We start from the raw sequence: 15,901 nt of genomic DNA on the forward strand, positions 1-15,901 counted from the left end.
CGAAAATGGCCGCACTATGGCTAAGGAAAAAGGGCGCAAGCTGATCGCCCAGAACAAGAAGGCGCGGCACGACTACACGATCCTCGACACCTACGAGTGCGGCATCGTGCTCACCGGCACCGAGGTCAAGTCCCTGCGCCAGGGCCGTGCCTCGCTGGTGGACGGCTTCGTGTCGGTGGAGAGCGGCGAGGCCTGGCTCTACAACGTGCACGTGCCGGAGTACAGCCAGGGCACCTGGACCAACCACAGCGCCCGCCGCAAGCGCAAGCTCCTCCTGCACCGCGAGGAGATCGACAAGCTGGACTCGAAGACCGGCGAGACGGGCAACACGATCGTGCCGCTCTCGCTGTACTTCAAGGACGGCCGGGCGAAGGTCGAGATCGCGCTGGCGAAGGGCAAGAAGGAGTACGACAAGCGCCAGGCCCTGCGCGAGAAGCAGGACACGCGCGAGACGAACCGGGTGATCTCGGCCGTGAAGCGCAAGGAGCGCGGTCAGCTGTAATCTCCTGGCATCCCGTGGTCCACTTCGCGTACCATGGCGTCAGCGCCGTCCCCCCGGGGGCGGAGCACCTTGAAAAAACAACATGGGGATGATCGGTTTCGACAGCGGATGTCGATGCAGGGGAAGCGAGCCGAGGAAGCGGCAATGATCTCGCTAACCACATGTCGCAAACAATAATCGCCAACTCCAAGAGCGATAACTCCCGCTTCACCCTCGCTGCCTAATAACAGTGAGCTGAAGCCTCTGTGAGGAGCGTCAGCCCGGAAGTGGTCCCGGTCCGGATCCTGGCGTCAATTAGGGATCTAAACCTCTAGCCCCGGTCACGGGGGTTGGAGGGAAACCAAACAGTGACTGAGCCCGTCGGAGACTTGTCCGTGTGATCTCCGGGGCCGAGAAAAGCGCAGCGGACTGCGCTCGGAGAAGCCCTGCTTCTGCACCGTTGGACGCGGGTTCGATTCCCGCCATCTCCACTCATCCCATGTGGGCGAAGGCCCCGCAGCCTCCAGGCTGCGGGGCCTTCGTCATGCCGGGGGCCGCGGCATCAGTAGTGATACCGGGCCTTGAGCACCTTCACTTCCTTGTCGTCCGCCCGGTACACGAGGCGGTGTTCGTCGTCGATGCGGCGAGACCAGTAGCCGGACAGTTCGCCCTTCAGCGGCTCGGGCTTGCCGATCCCGGTGAACGGGTCGCGCTGGATCTCGCCGATCAGGCGGGTGATCCGACGGGCCATCTTCCGGTCGGAGGACAGCCGGAACAGGAAGTCCTCCCACGCGGCCGGGTCGAAATGAACGCTCCTCACTCCTCCCCTCCGGCCAACTGCCTCAGCTCGTCCATGCTCTTGGCGACGGACGAAGCGCCCTCGCGATCACGTGCGACGGCCTCCATCAGCCGCTGGGCGTTGGCCGGGGACCGCAGGAGGTAGACGGTCTCCTGCCATGAGTCGTAGTCGTCGGCGGACATGAGAACGGCGTCACCGTTCTTCGAGGTGATCCGCACCGGGGCGTGATCGGTGTTGACCCGTTCGATCAACGGAAACAGGGTCGCCCTGGCTTCGCTGGCGCTTATGGACACGGTCCGCTCCTCCGGTAGTGGTACCGCTTCACGGTACCCGAGTCGTACCGGAAAGTCGTACCGGTTGGCAGGTGAGGAGGATCAGGAGGGCCAGGAGGGCCGCTGCGGCCGGGAGGGCGTAGGGGGTCGTCGGGCCCAGGGCGTCGATCAGGGTGCCTGCCGTGGCCGAGCCCAGGGAGATGCCCGCGAAGATGGCCGTCACCGCCAGGGTCATGCCCTCGTTGAGGCGCCCCTCCGGCGTGACGGCGTGGATGCGGGACATTGCCGTCACCATCGTCGGGGCCGTGGCCATGCCCGCCAGGAGCAGGGCGAGGGCCAGGAGGGCGAGCGAGCCGGTCGAGGCGGCCGCCCAGGGGAGGGCCATCGCGGCGCTCAGCGTGATCAGGCAGGTCCGCAGGCTGCGCGGGCGCAAGGCGCCGTAGAACAGGCCTGCCGCGCAGGAACCCGCCGCCTGGAGCGCCAGGACCAGGCCGGTGGCGGCGCCCAGGCCGTGGGCGCCGAGCTGGGCGATCGAGGTGACCTCCATCGAGCCGAACAGCAGGCCCAGGGGGAGGAAGAGCGCCAGGAGGGGGCGGACCGCGCGGAGCGGGGACGTGCCGTGGCGGGGCGCCGACACCGGGGGCTCCGTGGCGCGTTGGGACGTGAACAGCAGCATGCCGGTGAGGAGGAGGACGGCCGCCGTGAGGGTGCCCGCCTCCGGGAAGGCGGCCGAGCAGAGGAACGCCGCCACCGCCGGGCCGCACATGAAGCAGAGCTCGTCCGCGGCCTGCTCGAAGGACATCGCCGTGTGGTGCGCGGCGGGCGAGTCCCGCAGCAGGTGCGTCCAGCGGGCCCGGGACATGCCGCCGATGTTGGGGGTGGTCGCGGTGGCGACGCAGGAGGCGAACAGGGTCCAGGAGGGGGCGTGCGTACGGACGCAGAGGATCAGCCCCACCGAGCCGAGCACCGCGATCAGCGTCGCCGGGACGGCGATCCGGGCCTGCCCGTACCGGTCGACCAGGCGGGCGGTCCACGGCCCGACCACCGCGGTGGCGGCCAGCCCGGTGGCGGTGACCGCGCCGGCGAGGGCGTACGAGCCGCGCTGGCCGGCGATCATCATGACCGCGCTGATGCCGAACATGCCCGTGGGGAGGCGGGCGATGAGGTTCCCGGCGGTGAAGGCGCGGGTGCCGGGGAGGGCGAACAGGCGCCGGTAGGGGCCCGGTGCGCGGGCAGCGCGGCGCCGCGGGGCGCTGGCCGGGGCGGAGAGGACGAGGGTGGAGCCGGTCACGGCCATGAGGGGGGCGGAAGCGGTCTGCGGCATGATCCAAGGCTCCGGGGCGGGGTGCACCGGCGTCCAACACCTGTTCCGGAGCCATTCACCCGTATTCGTTGTTAGTCTCACCGGGTGAATCCCCGTGATGTGGAACCCCGGCTGCTGCGCGGGTTCGTCGCCGTGGCCGAAGAGCTGCACTTCACCCGCGCCGCCGCCCGCCTGTACGTCGCCCAGCAGGCGCTGAGCCGGGACGTACGGCGGCTCGAAGAGGCCCTGGGCGCAGGGCTGTTCGTACGGACCACCCGCGCCGTCGAGCTGACCGCCGACGGGGAGCGGCTGCTGCCCCTGGCCCGGCGGGTGCTGGCCGCGCACGAGGGGCTCGCCGCCGCCTTCGCCGGACCCCGGGCGCTGCTCGTCGACCTGAACACCGACGGGCCGAGCACCGCCCGCACGGTGCTCGAGCGGGCCCGGGAACTCGCCCCGGACTGCGAGCTGATGGCCCGCTTCGAGAGCGGGCTGACGCACGCCGCCGCCGAGGTCGCCGCCGGGCGCCTCGACGTGTCCTTCGGCTACGCCGACGGGCTGGACCCGGCGCTGCGGGCCCGCCTCGCGTACCGGCCCGTGCGGTACGAGCCGCTCGCGGTGCTGCTGCCCGACGGGCATCCGCTGGCCGCGCGGGCCGAGGTACCGCTCGACGCGCTGGCCGGGGAGACCGTGTACGCGGGGGCCGGCAATCCGCGCACCCTGGAGTGGACCGGGCTCGCCCGCGAACTGTTCGCCGGGCGCGGGATCGCGCTGGCGCCGCCCGCGCCCGTGGCCGTGGGGAAGGACGAGTTCCGCCGGGTCATGGCCAAGACCCGCAATCCGGTGCTGGTCACCGTCGACTTCCTCGACCTGCCCGGGTGCGTGAAGCGGCCCCTGGTCGAGCCGGTGCCGCTGTCCCCGCTGTCGATGGTGTGGAGGAAGGGTTTCGGCCACCCCGGGCTCGACGCACTGCACCAGGCCGCGGCCGGGATCGCCGCCGAGCGCGGCTGGCTGGACGTGCCCCCGGCGAGCTGGCGCCCCGCCGCGCTCACAGGCGCCCCCGGCGGCGGGTGAGTGCAAGGTTTCCCGCCGGTCATCCGGCGGGGACCGGGGCGGAAACGCGCCGTTCCTACGGTCGTCACCACGGACGCGACAGCTGTGGAGGCCTGTGATGACCGGTACGACCGCACCGCACAAGGGGGGCCGCTGGATCGAGCGGTGGGAACCCGAGGACGAGACGTTCTGGAAGGAGTCCGGGGAGCGCATCGCCCGCCGGAACCTGCTCTACTCCGTGCTCTCCGAGCACATCGGGTTCTCCATCTGGTCCCTGTGGTCGGTGATGGTCCTCTTCATGGGCCCCGCCTACGGGATCGACCCGGCCGGAAAGTTCTTCCTCATCGCGACGGCGACCTTCGTCGGCGCCCTCGTCCGGGTGCCGTACACCTTCGCCGTCGCCCGGTTCGGCGGCCGCAACTGGACCGTCGTCAGCGCCCTGCTCCTGCTCGCTCCCACCACGGCCGCACTGGTCGTCATGGAGCCGGGGACCTCGTACGGGACCTTCCTGGCCGTCGCCGCCCTGACGGGCGTGGGCGGCGGGAACTTCGCCTCCTCCATGACCAACATCAACGCCTTCTTCCCGCTGCGCAAGAAGGGATGGGCGCTCGGCCTGAACGCGGGCGGCGGCAACATCGGCGTGCCCGTCGTGCAGCTCGTCGCCCTGCTGGTCATCGGGACCGCCGGGGCCGGGCACCCGAGGCTGCTGCTCGGGATCTACCTGCCGCTGATCGTGGCCGCGGCCGCGCTGGCCCTGCTGCGCATGGACAACCTGGCGCCCGTACGGGGCGACGCGGGCGCCGTCCGCGAGGCCGCCCGGGACGCCCACACCTGGATCATGGCCTTCCTCTACATCGGCACCTTCGGGTCCTTCATCGGCTACAGCTTCGCCTTCGGGCTCGTGCTCCAGACGCAGTTCGGCCGCACCCCGCTGCAGGCCGCCTCGCTCACCTTCATCGGGCCCCTGCTCGGCTCGCTGATCCGGCCCGTCGGCGGCGCCCTCGCGGACCGCTTCGGCGGGGCGCGGATCACCCTCGCGACCTTCGTGGCGATGGCCGCCGCGGCCGGCGTCGTCGTCTACGCCTCCGGCCAGAAGTCGCTGCCCGTCTTCCTCGTCGGATTCGTGGCGCTGTTCGTGCTGAGCGGGCTCGGGAACGGCTCCACGTACAAGATGATCCCCGGCATCTTCCAGGCCAAGGGGCTGGCGCGGGGCATGGACGCCGAGGCCGCGGCCGCGTACGGGCGCCGGCTGTCGGGGGCCTCCATGGGGCTCATCGGCGCGGTGGGCGCGCTCGGCGGACTCGGCATCAACCTGGTCTTCCGGGAGGCGTTCTCGACCTCCGGGTCCGGGACGGCCGCCTTCGTCACCTTCCTCGGCTTCTACGCGGCGTGCTGCGCGGTGACCTGGGCGGTATACCTTCGCCGGCCCGCCCCCGCGGCGCTCCCGGCGGCCGGGAGCGAGGCGAAGCCGCAGCTCACGTCGGTGTAACGGCGGTTAACGGACACGAAATACGGCGGAACCGAGCCTGACACGCCGACTTGACAGGCTCGGTGCCGTTCACACGACACGTGATCGCGCGATGTGATAACGACCCACTGGGCAAGGCAGGTCACCATGGACGACACGCACACCGGCACCGCCAGGGCGGCGGGCCCGCTGGCGGGATTCACCGTGGGGGTCACCGCAGCCCGGCGGGCGGACGAGCTCATCGCCCTGCTGCGCCGACGGGGCGCCACCGTCCTGCACGCCCCGGCCCTGCGGATCGTGCCGCTGGCCGACGACAGCGAACTGCTCGCCGCCACGAAGGATCTGATCCACTGCGCGCCGGACACGGTGGTCGCCACCACCGCCATCGGCTTCCGCGGGTGGATCGAGGCCGCCGACGGGTGGGGGATCGGCGAGGAACTGCTCGCGCGGCTGCGGGCCGCCGAACTGCTGGCGCGCGGACCGAAGGTGAAGGGCGCCATCCGGGCCGCCGGGCTGGTGGAGACCTGGTCCCCGCAGTCGGAGTCCCTCGCCGAGGTGCTCGACCGGATGCTCGCCGCCGGGGTCGCCGGACGGCGCATCGCGCTCCAGCTGCACGGGGAACCCCTGCCCGGGTTCGTCGAGGCGCTGCGGGCCGGCGGGGCCGAGGTGGTCGTGGTCCCGGTGTACCGGTGGATGGCCCCGGAGGACCTCGGGCCGCTGGACCGGCTGCTGGACGCGGTGGCCTGCGGCGGGGTCGACGCGGTGAGCTTCACCTCGGCTCCGGCGGCCGCCTCGCTGCTGTCCCGGGCGGAGCAGCGGGGGATGCGGGACGCGGTGCTCGCGGGGCTGCGGGGGGACGTGCTGTCGGCGTGCGTGGGGCCGGTGACGGCGCTGCCGCTGCAGGCGCACGGGGTGGACACCGTGCAGCCGGAGCGGTTCCGGCTGGGTCCGCTGGTGCAGCTGATGTGCCAGGAGCTGCCGGGGCGGGCCCGGGTGCTGCCGGTGGCGGGACACCGGGTGGAGATCCGGGGGCACGCGGTGCTCGTGGGCGCGGAGCTGCGGCCGGTGCCGCCGGCGGGGATGGCCCTGCTGCGGGCGCTGGCACGCCGGCCCGGGTGGGTGGTGGCGCGGCCGGAGCTGCTGCGGGTGCTGCCGGGGGCGGGGCGGGACGAGCATGCCGTGGAGACGGCGATGGCGCGGCTGCGGGGGGCGCTGGGCGTGCCGAATCTCATTCAGACGGTGGTGAAGAGGGGGTACCGGCTGGCGCTGGACGCCGGGGAGTGCGCCACTGACTCCGCCGGCTGAACGGATGCCGGTGCGCCGCCGCTGCCGGGGCTCCGCCCCGCCGGAGCCCGTGACTTCAGCGAGGCTCGACCCGGTGCGGGTGGGCCGGCCGGGTGCGCCGCCGCTGCCGGGCTCCGCCCCGGGCCCCGCGCCTCGAACGCCGGCGTGGCTGGGGTGGCCGGCGGGGCTTGGCCGGCCGCGGGGTTGGCCGACGGGGCTGGATGTGGCGGCCGGGGTTCGTTAGCGTGCCCTGGTGATCATTGACGGGGTGGAGATGCGGGGCGTCGAGGTCGGGGACGCCGGGGGGCTGGCCGACGTTCTGACGCGGAACCGGGCGTACATGGCGCCCTTCGAGCCGTGGCGGTCCGAGGTGTTCTTCACCAAGGAGGGCCAGGTCGCCCGTATCGAGGCGCTGCTCGCCGAGCGCGACGGCGGGCGCCTCGCGCCGTACGTGCTCGTCGAGGCCGCCACCGGCGCGCCCATCGGAATGATCAACCTCGGCAGCATCGCCCTCGGACCCTTCCGCAGCGGCGGCGTCGGCTACTGGGTCGACCGGGCCTGGACCGGCAGGGGGCTGGCCACCGCCGCCCTGGAGGAGGTCTGCCGGATCGCCCGCGACGACCTCGGGCTGCACCGCGTGGAGGCCGGGACCCTGGTCGACAACGTGGCCTCGCAGCGCGTCCTGGCCAAGGCCGGGTTCGAGCAGTACGGGCTCGCGCCCCGCTACCTGCACATCAACGGCGCCTGGCGCGACCACCGCCTCTTCCAGCGCCTCCTGCACGACGACCCGCCCCTCTAGCGCTGCGGCCGGAACGGTTCACCTGCCGGCACCAGCGGGCAGCCGCGGCCCCCGTACGGGGGGTTCCGCATCGCCCCGGCGCGCGGCACTCTGAGAGGCACGCCCCTAGGCAAGAGGCGGTGACGGGCATGTGGTTCGACTCCGGGCGGGTCTGCCTGGACCTGGTGGCCACCTTCGCCGCCCCCGCGGGCGCCGAGGAGATCCAAGACGGCGACGAGCTGCGGCTGTGGCTCGCCGGAGCCGGGCTCGTGCCCGACCGGACGCCGATCGCCCGGGTGGGCCCCGACTGGGTGGACGCCTTCCGGGCGCTGCGCTCCGATGTGGGGAGCCTCGTACGGGCCGAGCTCGCCGGGGCCGGTCCCGACGAGGGCGCGCTGGCCCGGGTCAACGCGCTGGCCGCCGGTCCACCCCCGGGACTGTGTGCCGTACAGGACCAAGAGGGTCACCTCGTACGCGAGTTGTGCGGCGGGGTGGAGTGCGGTGCGCTGCTCGCCGCCGTAGCCCGGGACGCGGTGGTACTGCTCACCGACCCCGGCGAGCGGGCCCTGCTGCGGTCCTGCGAGGGGGACGGCTGCACCCGCGTCTACCTGGACACTTCGCGCGGCCACCGGCGGCGCTGGTGCTCCAGCGAGCTCTGCGGCAACCGCGAGCGGGTCGCCCGGCACCGCCGCAGGGTCCTCGCGGCCCGCCCCGGGTAGTGATGTTCGCCCGGTCACCGGAACGGGCGTGCGGACAGGGTGTGGATTCGCGTACGGTTGACGGTCGCCCATGCACGTCAGAAGGGGGCCTTGGTGGCCGCGCAGAATGCCGCTGTCGACAGCACGGCGGATTCCGTCCGCGATCGGGAGATCGCGGTCGAGCAGACGCATCTGGACCAGGTGTACCGCCGCCTCGAGGAGAAGATCGACGAGGCCGAGTTCCTGATGAACGACGCGGCCAAGCGCGGTCAGGTCGGCACGCCCGGCGCGCTCGCCGAGCGCGACGCGCAGGTCTTCCGGGCGGGCATCCACCTGAACCGGCTGAACAACGAGTTCGAGGACTTCCTCTTCGGCCGGATCGACCTGGTCCTCGGCAAGGACGGGGAGCGCGGCCCGGACGGCGCGTACACCTCCGTCGCGCCGGCCGACGACGCGATCCGCGAGAACCTCACCGCCGACATCGCCGAGACGCTCCACATCGGGCGCATCGGCGTGCTCGACGCCGACTACGCGCCGCTGGTCATCGACTGGCGCGCGCCGGCCGCCGCGCCGTTCTACCGGTCCACGCCCAAGGACCCCGGCCGGGTCGTGCGGCGCCGCGTCATCCGCTCCAAGGGCCGCAAGGTGCTCGGCGTCGAGGACGACCTGATGCGCCCCGAGATCACCGCCTTCCTCGACGGCCGGGAGCTGCCCGCCATCGGCGACGGCGCCCTGATGGCCGCGCTCGGGCGGGCCCGTACCCACTCGATGCGGGACATCGTCTCCTCCATCCAGGCCGAGCAGGACATGGTGATCCGGGCCCCCGCCGCCTCGGTCGCCGAGGTCGCGGGCGGGCCCGGCACCGGCAAGACCGCCGTCGCCCTGCACCGCGCCGCCTACCTGCTCTACCAGGACCGGCGCCGCTACTCCGGCGGCATCCTGATCGTCTCGCCGACCCCGCTGCTCGTCGCGTACACCGAGGGCGTGCTGCCCTCCCTCGGCGAGGAGGGCCAGGTCGCCATCCGGGCGCTCGGCTCGCTGGTCGACGGCGCGGAGGCGACGACGTACGACGAACCGGCCGTGGCCCGGATCAAGGGCTCCTCCCGGATGCGCAAGGTGCTCCACAAGGCCGTACGGGGCGCACTGGAGCTCGGCGGTGCCAGTGGCTGCGCCCCGGAGCGGCTGCGGGTCGTGGCCTTCGGGCGGCGCCAGGAGCTGGAGGCCGACGAGCTAAACCGGATCCGGCAGAACGTCCTCAGCGGCACCGCGCCGGTGAACCTGCTGCGCCCGCGCGCCCGCAAGCTGCTCCTCGACGCGCTGTACGCGAGGTCCGGCGGGGCCGGCCGGCACAGCGATCCCGAGCTGGCCGCCGAGCTGCGCTCCGCGTTCGACGAGGACATCTCCACCGAGGACGCGTTCATCGACTTCCTGAACGCCTGGTGGCCCGAGCTGACCCCGCGCGGGGTACTGGCCGCGATGGCCGACGAGCGCAGACTCGGGCGCTGGTCGCGGCGGGTCCTGAACCCGCGCGAGACCCGCCAGCTGGCGCGCTCGCTGCGCCGGGTGGGCACGGACGGCAAGGGTCCGCTGTCGGTGCACGACGTGGCGCTGCTGGACGAGCTGCAGCTGCTGCTCGGGGCGCCGGCACGGCCCAAGCGCAAGCGGCAGCTCGACCCGCTGGACCAGCTCAGCGGGCTGGAGGAGCTGATGCCGACCCGCGAGGAGACCCAGTGGGAGCGGGCGGAGCGGATCGCGGCGGAGCGCACCGAGTACGCGCACGTGATCGTGGACGAGGCCCAGGACCTGACGCCGATGCAGTGGCGGATGGTGGGCCGCCGCGGCCGGCACGGCACCTGGACGGTGGTCGGCGACCCGGCGCAGTCCTCGTGGACGGACCCGCAGGAGGCGGCCGCGGCGCGTGACGAGGCCCTGGGGTCCCGGCCGCGCCGGCGGTTCACCCTCACGGTGAACTACCGCAACCCGGCGGAGGTCGCGGAGGTCGCGGCCCGGGTGCTGCGGCTGGCGATGCCGGGCATGGAGCCGCCGACGGCGGTCCGCTCCACGGGCCTGGAGCCCCGCTTCACGGCCGCCGGGGGCGATCTGGGCCCGGCGGTCCGGGAGGAGACCCGGCGGCTGCTCGAGCAGGTGGACGGCACGGTCGGCGTCGTCGTGGCCATGGACCGGCGTGCGGAGGCCGCGGGCTGGCTGGCGGACCTGGGGGAGCGGGCGGTGGCGCTCGGCAGCCTCGAGGCCAAGGGCCTGGAGTACGACGCCACGGTGGTCGTCTCCCCGGCGGAGATCGCGGACGAGTCCCCGGCGGGCCTGCGGGTCCTGTACGTGGCCCTGACCCGCGCCACGCAGCAGCTGACGGTGGTGTCGGCCGGCCGCGACGAGCCCGATGCGGCCGGCGTGCCCGCGCTGCTGAAGCCCTAGGGGGTGTCCGGCCCGCGGGGGCGGTTCACCACCGGGGTCCCGGCCCGCTCAGGGCCTCGTACGACCGGATGGATCGCAGCCAACGGCGTGGTGAGGCGAGGCCAAGCCCCTGGAGGGGGATCGCTTCCGGCGATCCTTTGTTAGCCTGGGTACGGCACCGGCTCGATCCAAGCCCCCGGGCCCAACCTTCGTCGCTTAGAGCGACCACTTGCCGCGAGGCGAGCATGGCGGGTCGGTGTCATAGACGTTCATACAGGTCCGCGCCCCTCGGGTATCGAGGGGCGCGGACCTTTTTCGTAGGGGCTACGCTTCCCCGCACTCCATCTATCTCGTATGGTGGAAATGTTCTTCCGGAATTTGTAGCTGGTTACCTTGTACTGGCTGGTAGGTGGGACGATCGGACAACAGGTCCTGCCACACCTGCCAGCAATGGGTGGTGCCGCGCGGGACCCTGTGTGTACAGAAGAACCAGGGACAGAAGAGGAACACGGCCATGGCAACGGCGCCCAGCGTCTCGTACTCGATGACGGTCCGCCTGGAAGTGCCCGCGAGCGGAACCGCGGTCTCCCAGCTCACCACCGCCGTGGAGTCTTCCGGTGGGTCGGTCACCGGCCTCGACGTGACCGCCTCCGGTCACGAGAAGCTCCGTATTGACGTCACCATCGCCGCGACCTCCACCGCGCACGCCGACGAGATCGTCGGCAAGCTCCGCGAGATCGAGGGCGTCAGCCTCGGCAAGGTCTCCGACCGAACCTTCCTGATGCACCTCGGCGGCAAGATCGAGATGGCGTCCAAGCACCCCATCCGCAACCGCGACGACCTCTCGATGATCTACACCCCGGGCGTCGCCCGCGTGTGCATGGCCATTGCCGAGAACCCCGAGGACGCGCGCCGCCTCACCATCAAGCGCAACTCCGTCGCAGTCGTGACGGACGGCTCCGCCGTCCTGGGCCTCGGCAACATCGGCCCCATGGCCGCACTGCCCGTCATGGAGGGCAAGGCGGCCCTCTTCAAGCGTTTCGCCGGTATCGACGCCTGGCCGATCTGCCTGGACACCCAGGACAGCGACGAGATCGTCGCCATCGTCAAGGCGATCGCCCCGGGCTTCGCCGGCATCAACCTCGAGGACATCTCCGCGCCGCGCTGCTTCGAGATCGAGGCCCGCCTGCGCGAGGCCCTCGACATCCCCGTCTTCCACGACGACCAGCACGGCACCGCCATCGTCGTCCTCGCCGCCCTCACCAACGCACTTCGCGTGGTGGGCAAGGCAGTTGGCGATGTCAAGGTCGTCATGTCGGGCGCCGGCGCGGCCGGCACGGCCATCCTCAAGCTGCTCCTCGCGGCCGGCGTCAAGAACGTCGTCAGCGCCGACATCCACGGCGTCGTGCACGCGGACCGCCCCGACCTGGTCGACGCGGACCACGACTCCCCGCTGCGCTGGATCGCCGACAACACCAACCCCGAGGGCTACACGGGCACTCTGAAGGAGGCCGTGGTCGGCGCGGACGTGTTCGTGGGCGTCTCGGCCCCCAACGTCCTGTCCGGCGAGGACGTGGCCGCCATGGCGGAAGGGGCGATCGTGTTCGCGCTCGCGAACCCGGACCCCGAGGTGGACCCGGCCGTCGCCCGCCAGACCGCCGCCGTCGTGGCCACCGGCCGTTCCGACTTCCCGAACCAGATCAACAACGTGCTGGTGTTCCCGGGTGTCTTCCGCGGCCTGCTGGACGCTCAGTCCCGCACGGTGAACACGGACATGATGCTGGCCGCCGCGAGCGCGCTCGCGGACGTCGTCGGCGAGGACGAGCTCAACGCCAACTACATCATCCCGTCCGTCTTCAACGACAAGGTGGCCGGCGCGGTCGCCGGAGCCGTCCGCAAGGCCGCCTCGGCGACCTGACGCGGGGTCCGGCTGACGCGGGGTCGGAAGGCCGCTGTGACGGCCCTCACGGCTTCCCGCTCCCGGCGCGTCGCGGGATGCGGGCCCGCCGGGCCGCCTCTAGGGTTGCGGGGATGCCCGCGATGCCCGCGGTCCGCATCCACCGAGTGCGGACGGAGCGTCACCGCGGCGTGACTGTGGCGCTTTTCGTGTGACCCTGGCGGGTGCCGGATTGGCTTTCCCGCCGCTGGTGGGGGCAGGATGCGTAACCGGGCGAGAGGGTCTGACGTTCAGACCCGGGTCCGGGGACTGTCCGAGGGCCCTGGCAGCATCGGCTTCGATCTCACGCCTCTAAGGCAAGTTGAACACGGGAGTACAACATGAACCGCAGTGAGCTGGTGGCCGCTCTGTCCGAGCGCGCCGAGGTGACCCGCAAGGACGCCGACGCCGTTCTGGCCGCGCTCGCCGAGACCGTCGGCGAGATTGTCGCCAAGGGCGACGAGAAGGTCACCATCCCCGGCTTCCTGACCTTCGAGCGCACCCACCGTGCCGCTCGCACCGCGCGCAACCCGCAGACCGGCGACCCCATCCAGATCCCGGCCGGCTTCAGCGTGAAGGTCTCCGCGGGCTCCAAGCTCAAGGAAGCCGCCAAGGGCAAGTAGTCCGCCCTTGTGCCGAGGGCCGCGCAGGCTCTCGGGACGGCAGCAGTACGCAGAGAACGCCGAAGGGCGGCCACCCGGGTGGGTGGCCGCCCTTCGGCCTGTCCAGGGGCCCTTGCAGGGCCTTGGCGGGGCCTTGGCGGGGCCGGCGGGCGCCTCCCTCGGGGGCGCCCGCCTCACGGTTCCTCAGACGAGGTCGCCGCCCGGGAGCTCGACCTTGGCTCCCAGCTCCACGAGCTTCTCCATGAAGTTCTCGTAGCCGCGGTTGATGAGGTCGATGCCGTGGACCCGCGAGGTGCCCTCGGCCGCCAGGGCCGCGATCAGGTACGAGAACCCGCCGCGCAGGTCGGGGATGACCAGGTCGGCGCCCTGCAGCTTGGTGGGGCCGGAGACGACCGCCGAGTGCAGGAAGTTGCGCTGGCCGAAGCGGCAGGCGCTGCCGCCCAGGCACTCCCGGTACAGCTGGATGTGTGCACCCATCTGGTTGAGGGCCGAGGTGAATCCCAGCCGGGACTCGTAGACCGTCTCGTGGACGATCGAGAGGCCGGCGGCCTGGGTCAGGGCCACCACCAGCGGCTGCTGCCAGTCGGTCTGGAAACCGGGGTGCACGTCCGTCTCGAGCGCGATCGCGTTGAGCGGGCCGCCCGGGTGCCAGAAGCGGATGCCCTCGTCGTCGATCTCGAACGCGCCGCCGACGCGGCGGTACGTGTTGAGGAAGGTCATCATCGAGCGCTGCTGGGCGCCGCGCACGTAGATGTCTCCGCCGGTCGCCAGCGCCGCGGAAGCCCAGGACGCGGCCTCCAGACGGTCCGGGATCGCCTTGTGGTTGTAGCCGCCGAGACGGTCCACACCGGTGATCCGGATGGTCCGGTCGGTGTCGAGGGAGATGATGGCGCCCATCTTCTGCAGGACGCAGATGAGGTCCTCGATCTCCGGTTCCACCGCGGCGTTGCTGAGCTCGGTGACGCCCTCGGCCAGGACGGCCGTCAGCAGTACCTGTTCGGTCGAGCCGACCGAGGGGTAGGGCAGGCGGATCTTGCAGCCGCGAAGGCGCTGCGGGGCCTCCAGGTACTGGCCGCCCTCGCGCTTCTCGATGGTCGCGCCGAACTGGCGGAGCACGTCGAAGTGGAAGTCGATCGGCCGGCCGCCGATGTCGCAGCCGCCGAGGCCCGGGATGAAGGCGTGGCCGAGGCGGTGCAGCAGCGGGCCGCAGAACAGGATCGGGATGCGCGACGAGCCCGCGTGCGCGTCGATGTCCGCAACGTTCGCGCTTTCGACGTGCGTCGGGTCGAGCACCAGCTCGCCCGGCTCCTCGCCGGGGCGCACGGTCACGCCGTGCAGCTGGAGCAGCCCGCGCACGACCCGGACGTCGCGGATGTCGGGAACGTTGCGGAGCCGGCTGGGTCCGCTGCCGAGCAGAGCGGCGACCATGGCCTTGGGCACGAGGTTCTTCGCACCGCGGACACGGATCTCGCCCTCGAGCGGGGTACCGCCATGGACAAGTAGTACGTCGTCTCTGTCTGTGCCGGTCATGAATCTCGCGTTCCGGAGAGGGGCTCCCCCGGCGAGGCCAGAGGAGGGTGGGCAGGGGGCCAGGGAAAAGGGTAAGGGGCACCACCCCCTTGTTCGTAAGGCCAACGCGGCCGTAGGACTGTCATGAATCAGCCACAACACCCTCAGTGCCCGCGCCGTGGCGGAGTGTCGCATTCCGCCCGTGCCGGCCCAGCGCGCTCCTTCCTGCTGCCGTGCGCCCTGAGCTGCGTGCGATCCGATCCCTCCGCCCGCTCCCCCTCGAGGGCGAATGTGCGGGATCATGTCGGCATGACCGAGGTGTCCTCCCTCACAGGGCGGCTGCTCGTGGCCACCCCCGCCCTCGCGGATCCGAACTTCGACCGCGCGGTGGTGCTCCTGCTCGACCACGACGAGCAGGGCTCGCTCGGCGTGGTCCTCAACCGGCCCACGCCCGTGGGCGTGGGCGACATCCTGCTGCCCTGGGCGACGCTGGCCGGCGATCCCGGGGTCGTCTTCCAGGGAGGCCCGGTCGGCCTGGACTCGGCTCTCGGGGTGGCGGTCATCCCGGGCGAGGAGGGGCCACTGGGATGGCGCCGCGTGTACGGGGCGATCGGCCTGGTCGACCTGGAGGCCCCGCCGGAGCTGCTGGCCGCGGCGCTGGGCTCGCTGCGGATCTTCGCCGGCTACTCGGGCTGGGGTCCGGGCCAGCTGGAGGTCGAGCTCGGCGACGGCGCCTGGTACGTCGTGGAGTCGGAACCCGGGGACGTGTCCTTCCCGGACCCGGAAAGGCTGTGGCGGGCGGTGCTGCGCCGCCAGCGCAGCGAGCTCGCGATGGTCGCCACCTATCCGGACGACCCGTTGCTCAACTGACCCGCGCGGGGGTCGGTACCCTGGCTTTTATGAGCACTCTTGAGCCCGAGCGCGGGACTGGTACGGGGACCCTCGTAGAGCCGACGCCGCAGGTGTCCCACGGCGACGGCGACCACGAGCGCTTCGCCCACTACGTCCAGAAGGACAAGATCATGGCGAGCGCGCTCGACGGGACTCCCGTCGTCGCGCTCTGCGGCAAGGTCTGGGTGCCGGGCCGGGACCCGAAGAAGTACCCGGTCTGCCCCATGTGCAAGGAGATCTACGAGTCGATGGGCCCCGGCGGGGACAAGGACAAGGGCGGCAAGGACAAGTAGTCCGGCCGGGTTCGGTCCGGGCCCTGTCCGGTCCCGCTCGCCGGGTCCGGGCCCGCTCGGTCCGGCCCGCCCGTCCGCCCGGTCCCGGCAGGACCGAGGCCCCC

15 protein-coding genes and 1 other RNA gene are annotated in these 15,901 nt (G+C 72.1%); 12 read left to right on the forward strand and 4 right to left on the reverse strand.

Features of this window, described 5'->3' with window-relative positions; all coding sequences use genetic code 11:
• Window positions 1-16: 16 nt before the first annotated feature.
• Window positions 17-502 (forward strand): SsrA-binding protein SmpB, encoded by a 486-nt coding sequence (gene smpB, locus AB0I68_RS29490; RefSeq protein ID WP_352215056.1) that lies wholly within the window; start codon window positions 17-19, stop codon window positions 500-502.
• 84 nt (window positions 503-586) lie between these two features.
• Window positions 587-975: a transfer-messenger RNA gene (gene ssrA / locus AB0I68_RS29495) on the forward strand.
• A 68-nt stretch (window positions 976-1,043) separates the two neighbouring features.
• On the opposite strand, the gene AB0I68_RS29500 is transcribed toward ssrA, so the two are convergent.
• Genes AB0I68_RS29500 through AB0I68_RS29510 form a run of 3 tightly spaced genes read right to left on the reverse strand, consistent with a single transcriptional unit; the run spans window position 1,044 to window position 2,876 of the window.
• Window positions 1,044-1,301 (reverse strand): Txe/YoeB family addiction module toxin, encoded by a 258-nt coding sequence (locus AB0I68_RS29500; RefSeq protein ID WP_363180413.1) that lies wholly within the window; start codon window positions 1,299-1,301, stop codon window positions 1,044-1,046.
• A complete protein-coding gene (locus AB0I68_RS29505) occupies window positions 1,298-1,573 on the reverse strand; it encodes a type II toxin-antitoxin system Phd/YefM family antitoxin (RefSeq protein WP_134075676.1) in 276 nt (91 codons plus the stop codon). Before AB0I68_RS29505 ends, AB0I68_RS29500 begins: the two co-directional genes overlap by 4 nt.
• A 28-nt stretch (window positions 1,574-1,601) precedes the next feature.
• Window positions 1,602-2,876, reverse strand: a complete 1,275-nt coding sequence (locus AB0I68_RS29510) for an MFS transporter (protein ID WP_363180414.1) — start codon at window positions 2,874-2,876, stop codon at window positions 1,602-1,604.
• Between the two features lie 84 nt (window positions 2,877-2,960).
• Between AB0I68_RS29510 and AB0I68_RS29515 the strand changes: the two genes are divergently transcribed.
• The 8 genes from AB0I68_RS29515 (at window position 2,961) to AB0I68_RS29550 (ending at window position 13,104) form a co-directional block, all read left to right on the forward strand.
• A complete protein-coding gene (locus tag AB0I68_RS29515) occupies window positions 2,961-3,926 on the forward strand; it encodes a LysR family transcriptional regulator (RefSeq protein WP_363180415.1) in 966 nt (321 codons plus the stop codon).
• A 97-nt stretch (window positions 3,927-4,023) separates the two neighbouring features.
• On the forward strand, window positions 4,024-5,394 hold the full coding sequence (locus AB0I68_RS29520) for a nitrate/nitrite transporter (RefSeq protein ID WP_363180416.1): 1,371 nt from the start codon (window positions 4,024-4,026) through the stop codon (window positions 5,392-5,394).
• 126 nt (window positions 5,395-5,520) lie between these two features.
• Window positions 5,521-6,678 (forward strand): uroporphyrinogen-III synthase, encoded by a 1,158-nt coding sequence (locus AB0I68_RS29525; RefSeq protein WP_363180417.1) that lies wholly within the window; start codon window positions 5,521-5,523, stop codon window positions 6,676-6,678.
• A gap of 253 nt (window positions 6,679-6,931) precedes the next feature.
• Entirely contained in the window at window positions 6,932-7,456 is a 525-nt protein-coding gene (locus tag AB0I68_RS29530) for a GNAT family protein (protein WP_363180443.1), read from the forward strand.
• 128 nt (window positions 7,457-7,584) lie between these two features.
• Window positions 7,585-8,154 carry a CGNR zinc finger domain-containing protein gene (locus AB0I68_RS29535; protein ID WP_363180444.1) on the forward strand — a complete coding sequence of 190 codons (570 nt, stop codon included), beginning with the start codon at window positions 7,585-7,587 and terminating at the stop codon, window positions 8,152-8,154.
• Window positions 8,155-8,247: 93 nt separating this feature from the next.
• Window positions 8,248-10,566 (forward strand): UvrD-helicase domain-containing protein, encoded by a 2,319-nt coding sequence (locus tag AB0I68_RS29540; RefSeq protein WP_363180418.1) that lies wholly within the window; start codon window positions 8,248-8,250, stop codon window positions 10,564-10,566.
• Between the two features lie 493 nt (window positions 10,567-11,059).
• Window positions 11,060-12,463 (forward strand): NAD-dependent malic enzyme, encoded by a 1,404-nt coding sequence (locus AB0I68_RS29545; RefSeq protein WP_363180419.1) that lies wholly within the window; start codon window positions 11,060-11,062, stop codon window positions 12,461-12,463.
• A 359-nt stretch (window positions 12,464-12,822) separates the two neighbouring features.
• Window positions 12,823-13,104 carry an HU family DNA-binding protein gene (locus AB0I68_RS29550; RefSeq protein WP_030161324.1) on the forward strand — a complete coding sequence of 94 codons (282 nt, stop codon included), beginning with the start codon at window positions 12,823-12,825 and terminating at the stop codon, window positions 13,102-13,104.
• A 183-nt stretch (window positions 13,105-13,287) separates the two neighbouring features.
• On the opposite strand, the gene murA is transcribed toward AB0I68_RS29550, so the two are convergent.
• Window positions 13,288-14,634 carry a UDP-N-acetylglucosamine 1-carboxyvinyltransferase gene (murA, locus tag AB0I68_RS29555; RefSeq protein WP_363180420.1) on the reverse strand — a complete coding sequence of 449 codons (1,347 nt, stop codon included), beginning with the start codon at window positions 14,632-14,634 and terminating at the stop codon, window positions 13,288-13,290.
• 288 nt (window positions 14,635-14,922) lie between these two features.
• Here murA and AB0I68_RS29560 point away from each other — a divergent pair, with 288 nt between their 5' ends.
• Window positions 14,923-15,483 (forward strand): YqgE/AlgH family protein, encoded by a 561-nt coding sequence (locus AB0I68_RS29560; protein ID WP_363180421.1) that lies wholly within the window; start codon window positions 14,923-14,925, stop codon window positions 15,481-15,483.
• Between the two features lie 29 nt (window positions 15,484-15,512).
• Entirely contained in the window at window positions 15,513-15,797 is a 285-nt protein-coding gene (locus AB0I68_RS29565) for a DUF3039 domain-containing protein (protein ID WP_030010729.1), read from the forward strand.
• Window positions 15,798-15,901: the final 104 nt, after the last annotated feature.

This window comes from Streptomyces sp. NPDC050448 (assembly GCF_040655295.1).
Classification (GTDB): domain Bacteria; phylum Actinomycetota; class Actinomycetes; order Streptomycetales; family Streptomycetaceae; genus Streptomyces.